Annotated in this window: 11 protein-coding genes and 3 tRNA genes; 2 read left to right on the top strand and 12 right to left on the bottom strand. The window is 68.5% G+C overall.

Features of this window, described 5'->3' with window-relative positions:
- Window positions 1-34: 34 nt before the first annotated feature.
- The gene (locus QMG73_RS27170) at window positions 35-2164 is read left to right on the top strand and encodes a carbon starvation CstA family protein (RefSeq protein ID WP_281900268.1); all 2130 of its coding nucleotides are present in this window, start codon (window positions 35-37) and stop codon (window positions 2162-2164) included.
- Window positions 2161-2343: a YbdD/YjiX family protein gene (locus tag QMG73_RS27165; protein WP_281900266.1), complete on the top strand. Its 183-nt coding sequence runs from the start codon at window positions 2161-2163 to the stop codon at window positions 2341-2343. The genes QMG73_RS27170 and QMG73_RS27165 overlap by 4 nt, the downstream gene beginning before the upstream one ends.
- A gap of 189 nt (window positions 2344-2532) precedes the next feature.
- On the opposite strand, the gene QMG73_RS27160 is transcribed toward QMG73_RS27165, so the two are convergent.
- The 12 genes from QMG73_RS27160 to QMG73_RS27105 all read right to left on the bottom strand — a co-directional run bounded on the left by QMG73_RS27160 (window position 2533) and on the right by QMG73_RS27105 (window position 12672).
- Complete coding sequence (locus tag QMG73_RS27160) at window positions 2533-3135, bottom strand: TetR/AcrR family transcriptional regulator (protein WP_281900264.1); 603 nt, start codon at window positions 3133-3135, stop codon at window positions 2533-2535.
- 35 nt (window positions 3136-3170) lie between these two features.
- Window positions 3171-3968 carry a hypothetical protein gene (locus QMG73_RS27155; RefSeq protein WP_281900263.1) on the bottom strand — a complete coding sequence of 266 codons (798 nt, stop codon included), beginning with the start codon at window positions 3966-3968 and terminating at the stop codon, window positions 3171-3173.
- Entirely contained in the window at window positions 3965-4831 is an 867-nt protein-coding gene (locus tag QMG73_RS27150; RefSeq protein WP_281900262.1) for an alpha/beta fold hydrolase, read from the bottom strand. The genes QMG73_RS27155 and QMG73_RS27150 overlap by 4 nt, the downstream gene beginning before the upstream one ends.
- Window positions 4832-4883: 52 nt before the next feature.
- Complete coding sequence (locus QMG73_RS27145) at window positions 4884-5879, bottom strand: NADP-dependent oxidoreductase (protein WP_281900261.1); 996 nt, start codon at window positions 5877-5879, stop codon at window positions 4884-4886.
- A gap of 15 nt (window positions 5880-5894) precedes the next feature.
- Entirely contained in the window at window positions 5895-6530 is a 636-nt protein-coding gene (locus QMG73_RS27140; RefSeq protein ID WP_281900260.1) for an alpha/beta fold hydrolase, read from the bottom strand.
- A 199-nt stretch (window positions 6531-6729) separates the two neighbouring features.
- Window positions 6730-6804 (bottom strand) — tRNA-Val (locus QMG73_RS27135).
- Window positions 6805-6817: 13 nt separating this feature from the next.
- Window positions 6818-6888 (bottom strand) — tRNA-Cys (locus tag QMG73_RS27130).
- A gap of 36 nt (window positions 6889-6924) precedes the next feature.
- Window positions 6925-6997: transfer RNA gene (locus QMG73_RS27125), tRNA-Gly, on the bottom strand.
- Between the two features lie 105 nt (window positions 6998-7102).
- Complete coding sequence (locus QMG73_RS27120; protein ID WP_281900259.1) at window positions 7103-8128, bottom strand: CapA family protein; 1026 nt, start codon at window positions 8126-8128, stop codon at window positions 7103-7105.
- Window positions 8129-8143: 15 nt separating this feature from the next.
- Window positions 8144-9481: a sensor histidine kinase gene (locus tag QMG73_RS27115; protein WP_281900258.1), complete on the bottom strand. Its 1338-nt coding sequence runs from the start codon at window positions 9479-9481 to the stop codon at window positions 8144-8146.
- 174 nt (window positions 9482-9655) lie between these two features.
- A complete protein-coding gene (locus tag QMG73_RS27110; protein ID WP_281900257.1) occupies window positions 9656-10666 on the bottom strand; it encodes a TAXI family TRAP transporter solute-binding subunit in 1011 nt (336 codons plus the stop codon).
- Complete coding sequence (locus tag QMG73_RS27105; protein ID WP_281900256.1) at window positions 10663-12672, bottom strand: TRAP transporter permease; 2010 nt, start codon at window positions 12670-12672, stop codon at window positions 10663-10665. Before QMG73_RS27105 ends, QMG73_RS27110 begins: the two co-directional genes overlap by 4 nt.
- Window positions 12673-12698: the final 26 nt, after the last annotated feature.

The raw sequence follows: 12698 nt of genomic DNA, 5'->3' as shown, positions 1-12698 counted from the left end.
CCGCTGCTCCGCCGCTGACCCTCGGGAGGCCCCGTTGTCCCGGTTGAAACTACGCTCAGTAATCATCTGGACCGCCATAGCGATCCTCGGCGCCGTGGCCTGGGGCGTGCTCGCCCTGTCCCGCGGTGAAGAGATCTCCGCGGTCTGGCTGGTCATCGCAGCCATCGCCTCGTACGTGATCGCATACCGGTTCTACGCCCGCTTCATCGCCAACAAGGTGCTGCGCGTCGACGACCGCCGGGCCACCCCGGGCGAGCGGCTCGACAACGGCATCGACTACCAGCCGACCGACCGCCGCATCCTGGTCGGGCACCACTTCGCGGCGATCGCCGGCGCCGGCCCGCTGGTCGGCCCCGTGCTCGCCGCGCAGATGGGGTACCTGCCCGGCACGATGTGGATCGTCTTCGGCGTGATCTTCGCCGGCGCGGTACAGGACATGGTGATCCTGTTCTTCTCGATGCGCCGCAACGGCAAGAGCCTGGGGCAGATGGCGCGGGACGAGATCGGCACGGTCGGCGGTATCGCCGCACTCGTGGCCGTCTTCTCCATCATGATCATTCTGCTGGCGGTACTGGCGCTCGTGGTCGTCAACGCGCTGGCCAAGTCTCCGTGGGGCACGTTCTCGATCGCGATGACCATCCCGATCGCCCTGTTCATGGGCTTCTACCTGCGGATACTTCGGCCCGGCCGGGTCATCGAGACCACCGTCATCGGCGTCGCGCTGCTGCTGCTCGCGATCGCTGCCGGCGGCTGGGTACAGGAGTCCGGCCTCGCCGACACGTTCACCCTCAGCCCCGAGACGCTCGCGATCTGCCTGGTCGTCTACGGCTTCTTCGCCTCGGTGCTGCCGGTGTGGATGTTGCTCGCCCCGCGTGACTACCTGTCGACGTTCATGAAGGTGGGCACGATCGGCCTGCTCGCCATCGGCGTCGTCATCGCCGCCCCCGCGCTGCAGACCGAGGCGGTGACGAAGTTCGCGAGCACCGGCACCGGCCCGGTCTTCTCGGGGGAACTCTTCCCGTTCGTCTTCATCATCATCGCCTGTGGCGCGCTGTCCGGATTCCACGCGCTGATCTCCTCCGGCACGACGCCCAAGATGATCCAGAAGGAGTCGCAGGTGCGGCTCGTCGGCTACGGTGCGATGCTGATGGAGTCGTTCGTCGCGGTCATGGCGCTCATCGCGGCCTGTGCCCTCGAACCCGGCCTCTACTTCGCGATGAACTCACCCGCCGGCGTCGTCGGCTCCACAGTGGAGAGCGCATCGGCCGCCGTCGCCAACCTGGGATTCACCATCTCACCCCAGGAGCTCACCTCGGCCGCCGCGGCGGTCGAAGAGCAGACTCTCGTCGCGCGAACAGGTGGCGCGCCCACACTCGCCGTGGGCATGTCCGAGATCTTCGCCTCTGTACTGGGCGGCGCCTCACTGAAAGCATTCTGGTACCACTTCGCCATCATGTTCGAGGCCCTCTTCATCCTGACCACAGTGGACGCCGGCACCCGCGTCGGCCGGTTCATGCTGCAGGACACGCTCGGCAACATCTGGAAGCCGATCGGGCGGGTCAGCTGGAAGCCGGGACTGTGGGCCACCAGCGCCGTCGTCGTGCTCGCCTGGGGCTACTTCCTCTACACCGGAGTGACCAACCCACTCGGCGGCATCAACCAGCTCTTCCCGCTGTTCGGTATCGCCAACCAGCTCCTCGCCGCGGTCGCTCTGGCGGTCGCCACGACGATCCTGGTGAAGAGCGGGCGTCTCAAGTGGGCCTGGGTCACCGCCGTACCGCTGGCGTGGGACGCCGCCGTCACGCTGACCGCGAGCTGGCAGAAGGTATTTTCCGACAACCCGGCGATCGGCTTCTTCGCCCAGCGCGACCGGTACGCCGACGCCCTCGACCGCGGCGAGGTACTGGCACCAGCCAAGAGCCTCGACGACATGAACGCCGTCGTCACCAACTCCACTGTAGACGGTGTATTGTCGGCGCTCTTCGCGATCCTCGTCATCCTCGTCATCGCCAACGCGATGTGGGTATGTTGGAAGGCGATCCGCTCGCGGGAGCCGCTGCCCACGACCGAGGAGCCCTTCGTGGAGTCGAAGATCGTCGCCCCGTCCGGCCTGTTCGCCACCGCCGAGGAGAAGAAGCGGGAACTCGTCGGGACGGGCACATGAGGCGAGTGCTCGCCGCCATCCGCTGGTACTTGCGAGAGCTGACCGGCGAGGCCGAGTACGACCATTACGTCGAGCGGCACCGGCGCCTCCACCCGGAGGAGCCGGTGCTGTCCCGGCGCGACTTCGAACGCCAACGCTGCGACCGCCGCGACCACTCCCCCGACCCCCGCTGCTGCTAGCCCACCCCCTCTACGGCCGGCCCCTCTTTCCGTCGATCAAGGGCGAATGCACGTGGTTGGATCTCTTTTCCGCGTGTATTCGCCCTTGATCGATGAAGATCTCCTTGATCGGCGCCGTGAGTTGATCGCGGCCGACGCTCTATCAAGGCCGCGGGCGGCATGGCCCGTCGCCACGAGTCCCCGGGCCGTTCAGCGACGCAGGAGAACCCGGACCTGGTCTTCGATGGCGCCGAGTATGTCATCGACGGTGCTGGCGATGTTGATCGTGGGCGCCATGTTGAGAAACATGATCGCGGTGACGATGCGGGCCAGCGTGGCGGCGACATCGTGCTCGATGCGCTGGTCCCGCCGCAACACGGCGGCGATCGCCTCCTCGGTCTGGACGTTCAGGCCCAGTGCCTCACGGTGGTGGGGTTCTTCGGGATCGCCGAACACCATCTCTCGCAGGTAGGTGCGGCCGTTGTCGATCTGGACGCGGTTGCATTCCACGATCGGCCGAACGATCGCCATCACCGCCTGAAGCACGTCGGGGATGGCCTCGGCGGCTGCCGTGCCTCTGACGAGCGCGTCGGCGTAGGTGGAGTTCTGCACGAGCAGGAGCAGCTCGCCCTTGTTCTTGGCGTAGAGGAACAGGGTGCCGGTGCCGATGTCAGCCATGTCGGCGACCTGCTGGGTGGTGACCTCGTCCACTCCATGCTCAGCGAACAGTGCGCGAGCGGCGGCCGTGATGCGGTCGAGTTTTTCCTGCTTGTTTCGCTCACGCCGGCCGACTGGCCGTGGGGCGACAGACATTTACGCAACCTTCGGGAACTTGGATATGCCTTCGTTCATTCTTCCACGCATGGCCACGAGGCCAGTGACCGCCGACTCCCGTGCTCGACGAAGGTGAGTGCCTCGGACACCTCGTACGCGTGAATGGCCGAGACGAACCTCGCAAGCCTGCTCGACAGCTCCGCGACGGCATCGCTGGCGAAGTAGGCCCGAAGTGCGCCGGCGTCGGTGAAACCCAGGATCAGTGATGCGTGGTAGCGCTGGTCGGTGGGGTTGTCGTGCGCGACATCTGGAGTTTTCCAGAGACGCTCATTCCAGGGCATGAAAACCTGGGTCCGCAACTCCTTCAGCACGCCGGTGCTGGCCAGGGCGGGCACGAACTCCTCGGTAAGGAACCTGCGGAAGGCGCCGGTGCGGACATCGTCCCTTCGCCGAAGGTAGATCAGGGCTCGCGCTTGCGCCTTCTCGCCGGAACCCGCCACGTCGTACCAGCGAGCCGAGTTCGGCGGCCCCGCGTAGAGCAGGGTGCGCCGGAACACGTTCACTTCGTCCTTGTAGGCCAGCCTGGTCTGCTTGCGCCCCCGCAACGGGGCGAGGACTGACTTGAAGGTGACCTCGGCGACCCCGTCGATCCTGCGCTCGACCGGTATCGCCGTCTCGACTCCGCTGATGGCCGGCCACAGCCCGGGATTCGTCGCGGCCAGGTGAATCTGGCGGTACTCCTCGAATCCCGGGGTGGCGCTGATGATCTTGGAGTGTGGACCTTTCCAGTGGTCCATCCCCTGCTGACGGGGCTGGTCGGTGCGCATCCACAGCAGGATCGATGAGGCGAAAGGCTTCCGGGTGCCGTTCATCGCGCCAGGAACTCCACCGCGACCGGGGCGAACTCGTCGTGGAACTGGAAGATCCCGCCGTGGCCGGAGCCGCGGTAGATGACCAGTTCGGAGTCCTTGATACGACGGTGCAGGTCCTCGGAGAGAACAGAGGGCACCATGCGGTCGTTGTCGCCGTTGCCGATCAGGGTCGGCTGGGTGATCTTCGACAGGTCGTCGGGTGTGCCGCGTCCCCAATTCTTGATTGCCTTCAGCTGGGTCCGAAGCGCCGTCAGCTTGATCTTCGCGTCGCGGTCCATGGTGCGCTCCTCCAGGCGCCTCACGAATGCCTTCGCGGCGAGCTTGCCGGCGGTGTCGCGGTTGAAGAACAGGAATTCCTTCGGATCCGATCGGGTCAGCGTCGCGCGCAGGATGTCGTAGTAGGTGATGCGAACGACCTTGTCGATGTCCTTGCCACCCTTGGGCCCGGTGCCGGTCAGGATCAGCTTGCGGACCAGGCCGGGGTGCTTGACCACGAGGGCCTGGGCGATCATGCCGCCGAGGGAGAACGCGAAGATGTCGACCTTGTCGAAACCGAGAGCCTTGATGAAGGTCACGGCGTCGTCAGCCATCGCCTCGACGCTGTCGGGCACCTCGCCGCTCGAAGCGCCGACGCCGCGATTGTCGAACGTGATGACGTGGTGGTGCTTCGCGATGGGGTCGATGATCCGGGGATCCCAGTTGTCGAGGGTGGCGGCCAGGTGGACGAAGAAGACGACCGGAACCCCGCCCTTCGGCCCCAGCTCGCGGTAGGCGTAAGTGACGCCACCCGCGGTGATCGTCCGGGCCGGTGCGTGGGCGTAAGACGTGATGACTGTTTCGTTCGAGTTGTCGTGCGTGCTCATGATGAGCCTCCTTGTACGTTGCTGATGTTATTGCTGGTCAGGGGGCGTGCGTTCAGGAATTGGCGATGACGGCCTTGCCGCGGATGCCACCCTTGTCGAGTCCCTGCAGAGCCTGGACGGTCTGGCTGAAGGGGGTGACTTTTCCGACGACCGGGCGTAGCGCACCGTTGTCGACGAGCGCGGTGATCTGGCGCAGCTGGTCTCCGCTGGCGCGCATGAACAGGAACTCGTAGCGCACGCCGAGCTTCTTGGCCCGCCGGCGGATGCCGGCGCTCAAAGCATTGATCGCCAGGCGCAACACCGGGTTCAACCCGGCACTGCGGGCGAAGGTCGGGTCTGGCGGCCCGCCGATCCCGATGGCCTTGCCGCCGGGCTTGAGCACGCGCAGGGACTTTTCGAGGTTCTCACCGCCGAGGCTGTCCAGCACCAGGTCGTACCCGGTCAGCAGCTGCGCGAAGTCCTGGGTGCGGTAGTCCACGACGATGTCCGCGCCAAGCTGGCGCACGAAGTCCGCGTTGGAGCCGCTGACCGTGGTGGCGACGGTGGCGCCGAGGTGATTGGCGAGCTGGATCGCGATCGACCCGACCCCGCCGGCGCCAGCGTGGATGAGCACCTTCTGCCCGGGCCGGACGTTGCCGCGCTCGACGAGCGCCTGCCACGCGGTCAAGGCGACCAGCGGCAACGATCCGGCCTCCTCCATGCTGATCGAGGCGGGCTTGAGTGCCAGGTCGGACTCGGCCACGGCGATGCGCTCGGCGAAGGTGCCGATGCGGCCCTGGTCGACCCGGCCATACACCTCGTCGCCGGGCTTGAAGCCGCGCACCTTCGGCCCGACGCGCAGGACGGTGCCGGCGAGGTCGTGGCCGAGGATCAGGGGCAGGCGGTAGGGCAGGATCTGCTTGAACTCACCCGCTCGGATCTTTTCGTCGAGCGGGTTGAGACCCGCCGCCCGCACCTGTACGAGCACATCGCCCTCTCCCACGGCGGGCTCGGGCACGTCCGCTTGCTGCAGCGGACCCTTGTACTCGTTGACGACAAACGCTCTCATGATCTCTTGCTCCTACTAATGACGTCGTTCGTTGAGGTTGGTGGCAGTCGTTATCGGCGCAGGAAGCGCCGGGCGAGTTCGCCAAACTCGCGGTGGTGCTGGAAGGCGACGCCGTGGCCGGAGTCCGGGTAGACCGCGACCGTCGCGTCGGGAAACTGGCGGGCCAGCGCGGCGGCGTTCGCGGGCGGAACCATCCGGTCGCAGAACCGTCGTCACCGTCACGCCGGTCATGTCGGTGAGCCCAGGCCCACCAGCGGGGCCGGACCCGGCGAGAACAAGCCGTTCCATCAGCTCCGGCGCCTGCGCGACGATCGCCTGGGCAACCATGCCTCCCATCGACAGGCCCAGCACATCGACTCGCTCGTAGCCGAGCGCCCGAACAACCGCGGCCATCTCCTCGATCGAGTCCCGGACACGCCCGGTGGAGTCGCCGACGCCGCGGTAGTCCACGGCGATCGCGTGTCGCTCCTGAGCCTGACCGTCGACGAGACGGGGATCCCAGTTATCCAGGTTGGCCCCTAGATGCGTCAGAACGACCAGAGGAACGCCGGCTTGCGGGCCAAGCTCGCGATACGCGAACACGGCACCCGCCGCCGCGACCGTCCGGGTGGGCGCGTCCCGATAACCCAGTGCAGTGCGTCGTTCCGACATGTCCTTCTCCTGATCCCGTCCCACTCGATCAACCCGAGCACGCTCAATCATGAGTGCACTCAGAATTTTTGTCAAGGAAGGTCGATCGCGGCATGGGCGGGATCACAGCTGGAGGAGATCGCGACCGTTCAGAGGGATGACGCGCAAACAAAAAGAGAGGCCACATTCATCGTCAATCGATGAAATGTGACCTCTGAGATGGTGGGCGATACTGGGTTTGAACCAGTGACCTCTTCCGTGTCAAGGAAGCGCGCTCCCACTGCGCCAATCGCCCGAGCGTGGTGCCGAGGTGGAGACGGGATTTGAACCCGTGTAGACGGCTTTGCAGGCCGTTGCCTCGCCTCTCGGCCACTCCACCGAGGTGACCCCCGACGTGTGTCGCGGCCTCACTCCGAGCGGACGACGGGATTCGAACCCGCGACCCTCACCTTGGCAAGGTGATGCGCTACCAGCTGCGCTACGTCCGCACCATCGCCGTTGTTTCCGGGCGACGGATGAGAACTTTAGCCCAGTCCCGAACCAACTGCCAACTCGGTTCCCCTCCGGCGCGTCGTGCCGACAAAAAGGGCAACTCACGCAACGCACTCAGCTAGGGCGGCATAGGCGGCCTGGGCTCTGGCGCGGGCCGGTCCGGTGGCCAGGCGGGGTTGCCCGGTTTGGCGGGAGATGACCGCCGGCAACAGCTCGGTGCCGGCCACGCGACCGCCGCGTAGGGTCACGCGCAATACGCCTGTGTCGTTGCTGAACGCGTCGTCGCGCCACCAGAGAAAGTTTCCCAGCCCGTACTGCACGTACGTCCGCCCCAACCGGGTCTCGCCGAGCAGCAGGTGCGCGTGGGTGCCGACCACGATGTCCGCTCCCGCGTCCGCCATCGCGGCTGCGAAACCGCGCATTTCACCCGTCGGGCACTCCTCGCCCTCGCGCCCCCAGTGCACGTACACGACCACGGTGTCGGCGACCTGACGGGCGGCGCGGACGGCGGACACGGCGCGGTCGCGGTCGTGCGCCATCGCGATGCCGGGCCGGGTGTCGGTCGCGCGCCAGCGCTGCCACAGCTCGTGAACCTGGCTGAATCCTAGAAACGCGATTGTCGTGCCGCGCACCGTCGTGGTCCAGGCGGCGTTGGCAGCCTCGGCGTCCGCGCCGGCTCCAACTGTTGGTACTCCGGCCGCGCGGGCCGCCTCGACGGTGTCCGCCAGGCCCTGCTGGCCGTAGTCCAGGGCGTGGTTGTTCGCCAGCGAGACCACGTCCACACCCGCGGCTTTCACGGCCGCGTACGCGCTCGGTGGGGCCCGGAAGAGGAACTGCTTCGGTTCCGGTGTGCCGCGCGTGGTCACGGCGGTCTCCAGGTTGAGCATCGTGACGTCGGCCTCGGCGAGCGTGGTCGCGATCTCCCCGAAGGCGGTCTCCGGGTCGTCCAGGAGGCGCTCGGTGCGGCCGGCGAAGTGCACGTCGCCCGCGAACGCCAACGTCACCTGCGACGATTGGGAGGGGGAGGCGGGGGCGGAGGGCGAACCAGCCACCCAATCGGGTGAAGCGGGTGGCGGTCCGCAGGAGGCTAGCAGCACGACGAAAAGGGCATAAACCAGAAAACGCACCCACGGAGGGTACGGTCAGCGCAGTCGGCGAGGCGGCTGTTCGGGAACCTGTGGCACGACCGGCGCGGTGCGGGCGCCCGCCACCGGGCCACTGGGCAGGGCGGCTGGCCGGGCAGCGGGGAGTGCGACCTGCCGGCGGGGGCGGCCAGCGGGCTCAGGGGCCGCCGGGAGCGACATCGGCGCCGGGAAGGCGGGCAGCGCGTGCGGCTCGTACCGCCCGCGGCGTACCCGGTCGAGTGTGGGCAACGGCGCGAGCACCGACTGCGGCAGCATCACGAACGCGGCCGTGCCGCCGTCAGGCACGCTGGACAGCTTGACGGTGATGCCGTGGCGGCGGGCCAGCCGCCCGATCACCAGCAGGCCCATCGTGCCGACGAGCGTGCTGGTCAGGGCGGACGGCTCGGCGAGCCGGCGGTTGGCCTCGGCAAGCTTGGTCGCTGCCATCCCGATGCCCTCGTCGAAGATCGTCAGGGTCACCTGGTCTACGCCCTGGTGGGTGTCGACGCGCACGTGGTTGGCGGGGTGCGAGAAGGTGGCCGCGTTTTCCAGCAGCTCGGCGAGCACGTGGATCACGTCGGCGACCGCGTCGGCGGCGATCGCCACCAGAGGGGTGGCCACCACCTTCACCCGATCGGGGTCGTCGAGCTCGGCCGCCGCGGTGCGGACCACATCGCGCAGCGGCACCGCCTCGGTGGGCCGGCGGCCGGCGTCGCCACCGGCCAGCACCATCAGGTTTTCCTCGTTGCGGCGCATCCGGCTGGCCAGCCGGTCGAGCGCGAGCAGCCGGCCGCGCGCGGCCCGGTCGGTCTCCAGCCGCACGAACTCCTCGATCAGCCGGAGCTGGCGCTCGATCAGCGTCTGCCCGCGCCGCGAGAGGGCGGCCAGCGTCGCCTCGCTCTCCATGCGCGTGAGCGCCTCGTCGGCGGCGAGCCGCAGCGCCTGCGTGTGTACGGTGGCGAACGCGCGGGCCAGCGCGCCGACCTCGCCCGCTTTCGCGGTGAGCAGCGCGTCGACCTTCGCGGTGGACTCGTCGACCGCCGCGCTGAGGGCCGCCGCGTCGGTCGCCTTGGCGGCGCCACTCACCGCGGTCGGGAGCTGGTGGTACGCCACGTCGAGCGCCACCGCACGGAGCCTGCGCAGGTGCCGGCTGACCCGGATCGCGATGGTCGTCATGCCCACCAGGGCCAGCCCCGTGGCCGCCAGCGCGGCGTCGATGCCAGTGATCAGGGCCGCCACCAGGCCACCCGCCCCGAGAAGCGCGAAGAGGAAGCTGTGCAGGCCGATGGAGCGCGACAGGCCCCCGTGGCTTTCGTGGGCGGCGACGGCTCCTGTGAAGCCATCGGCTGTCACCATTGCCACGCTCCGTTCACCACGGCGGAGCGGACCGGCCGGCACGCCCCGACGTTCAACGCACAACGATGCCTACAATCGACCCGTTCGGCCGTTTGCGACATCCGCCACGCAGTCACCTCGGGCCAGCCGATCGTGCCAGCCGGTCGATGCGACGGCTCTATTGCCGCAGCCGGTCTACTGTGGAGCGTTCAGCTTGTCGAGCGCGGCCACGGCGCCCCGGTGCAGCGGCACGGGATCGGTCTTGCGCGCGGTCTCCAGCGTGATGCCCTTGGCGGCGGCGTTCGCCTGCTCCAGCTGCGGTTTGCGGTCGAACAGGGCCTTGGTGAGGGCGCACACCAGGTTGGCGTCGAGGTCGTCCTTCACGAGCAGCAGGTTCGGCACGACGATGGTCTTCGCGTCAGCCGCCATCCCGTATGTGGCAGCGGGGATCACACTCTCCTCGTACACCGGATTGATCTTCTTCATCTCGCCGAGCAGCGGCGTGATGTCGATGAACGCGACCTTACCTTTCGCGGTCGTGAACAGGTCGGTGACGCCCGGGGTGGGCAGGCCACCCGACCAGAACATCGCGTCGATCGAGCCGTCTTTCATGCCGTCGACCGTCTTGGTGAGGTCGAGGCGCTGTGCCGAGATGTCCTTGGCGGGGTCGAGACCTGCGGACTGGAGCAGCCGGTTGGCGATGACCTCGGTGCCCGACTTCGGGGAGCCGGTGGAGACCCGCTTGCTCTTCATGTCGGCGACCGAGGTGATCCCCGCCCCGGTGCGCACGATCACCTGCGTGTAGTTGGTGTAGATGCGGGAGATCGCCTGCACGGGCTGCTTCTGCCCGTCGAAGCTGCCCGTGCCCTGCACCGCGTCGGCGGCGGTGTCGGCGAGCGAGAACGCCACCGCGTAGGTGCCGGCCACGAGCTGCTGGACGTTTTGCACGGAGGCACCGGTCTCGGCGGCGGTCGCCTTGACCTTGCCGCCGGTCGCGGTGCCGATCTGCTCCGCGTACGCGTTGCCGAGCGCGAAGTAGACCCCGGTCGCGTTGCCGGTGGCGATGCCCACCCGGGTCTCGGTGGCCACCTCGCACGTCACGTCACCGCCGGTATCGGTGCTCGCCTGGTCCTGCCGGCCACCGCACCCGGTCAGCCCCGCACCGACCATCAGCAGCGCCGCGAACCCAGGGCCTATCCGCCTCATGTCTGACTCCTCTTGTGGATGAGCTTCTGTTGGGCAAGCACGACCGCCACCGCGGCGACCAGCAGGAGCGCCCCGATCGCGATGGCGATCGGGTGCAGGTAGAGCAGCAGGATGCCGCCGGCGGCGGCGAGCACCCGCGCGACCCGGTCGGCGGGACCGATGCCGAGCACCCAGCCGCCGGTCGCCACCGCCAGCCCAGCGATGGCCAGGCAGGCCACCGCGGCCGTCCACAGCACACTCAGCGCGGCACCGCGCCCGAGCAGGTGCTCCCCCGCGTCGGTCAGCACGAACGCGACCGGTGCCAGGAACGCGGGCAGGGCGTACTTGAGCGCCTGCCACATCGTCGGGATCGTGCGGCCACCCGTGATCGCGGACGCGCCGACGGCGGCGAGCGCGGTCGGCGGGGTGACCTCGGAGAGCACGGAGAAGTAGAAGACGAACATCGCGGCCGCCGGTGCCGGTACGCCCAGCTCGAGCAGCGCCGGCCCGATGATCGCCCAACCGATGATGAAGGAGGCGGTGACCGGTACAGCCAGCCCCAGGAGCAGCAGCGCGACGGCGGCGAACAGGACCGTCAAGGCCAGCACCACGGTGTGGTTGTCGGACAACGCGCGGGCGGCGCGCAGCAGCTCCGAGGCCAGTTGGGCACCGAGCCCGGTCTTGGTGGTCATGGCCGTGATCACGCCCGCGGCCGCGCACACGGCGGCGACGGGCAGCACGCCGCGCACGCCCGCGGAGAGCGCCTCGAACAGGCGGCGCGGGGTGAGCCAGCCGCGACGGTCCAAGAAGGACAGTGCGAAGGCGAGCACGGTGGCGTAGACGACCGCCTTGGTGGCGGAGACGTCGAGCGCGAGCAGCACGACGATCGCGACCAGCGACGAGAAGTGGTAGCCGAACCGGGCCAGCAGCCGCCACACGGGCACCGCCTCGACCTCGACGGGGCGCACACCGTGCCGCCGGGCGTCGATCTCGACCGCCAGCAGGATGCCCAGGTAGTAGAGGACCGTCGGGATCATCGCCCAGCCGAGCACCGTGAAGTAGGAGACCTCGAGGTACTCGGCCACGATGAACGCGGCAGCGCCGAGCGTGGGCGGCGACAGGATCGCGCCGACCCCGGCCGCCGCCAGCATGCCGCCCGCCTGCTCGGCCGGGTATCCGGCACGGCGCAGGATCGGCCAGGTCACCGCGCCGACGCTGACCGCCGTGGCGGTACCCGATCCGCTGACCGTGCCGAGAAGGAAGCCGGACGCGACCGCCGTGCGCCCGGCGGCGCTGCGTGATCTTCGGAAGGCGGCGACCGACAGGTCGACGAAGAACCGGCCCGCACCCGACAGGTCGAGCACCGCGCCGTAGATGGTGAAGAGCACGATGTATGTCGCGGCGACGTCGAGCGGGGTGCCGTAGAAGCCGCTGCCGGAGTTGTAGAGCGCGTCGACGATCTCTGGGAAGTCGAGGCCGGTGTGCGCGATGTTCCAGCTCTGGGGCAGGAACCCGCCGTAGTAGCCGTAGCCGAGGAAGACCAGGCAGACGACCGGCAGCACCCACCCGGTGGTGCGGCGGCACGCCTCGAGCACGAGGAGCAGCAGCGCGGCGCCCATCGCGACGTCGAGCGGGTCGAGCAGGCCCTGCCGATCGAGAAACCCGTTGTAGCCCCCGCCGATCGGCAGCACCGGGTAGAGGCAGACGGCCAGCGCGATCCCGGCCAGCGCCCAGTCCAAGAAGGACGGTCGGTCGCCGCGGTCGAGCCAGCGCAGCCCGGACCGGTATGACAGGAAGACGAGCGGCAGGACGCCCGCGAGGAAGATGATCAGGTAGAACTGGCTGCCCTGCGCGAGCGGGCGGAAGACCTGCCAGAGCACCAGCAGCGCGACCACGAACGCGACCACCGCGACCGCCGTGCCGACCCAGCCGGAGAGCTGGCGTGCCGGTCGCTCCTCGTCGTCGACCTGCACCGCGACCTCGGGCGCATCGCCTGTTTGGGGGATGCTGACCTGGCTGCTCGGCATGACGAGACGATACAACGGGCCACCGA

This window comes from Phytohabitans aurantiacus, from assembly GCF_027923225.1.
Taxonomy (GTDB): Bacteria; Actinomycetota; Actinomycetes; order Mycobacteriales; family Micromonosporaceae; genus Phytohabitans; species Phytohabitans aurantiacus.
This window is presented reverse-complemented; position numbering and strand designations above follow the sequence as displayed.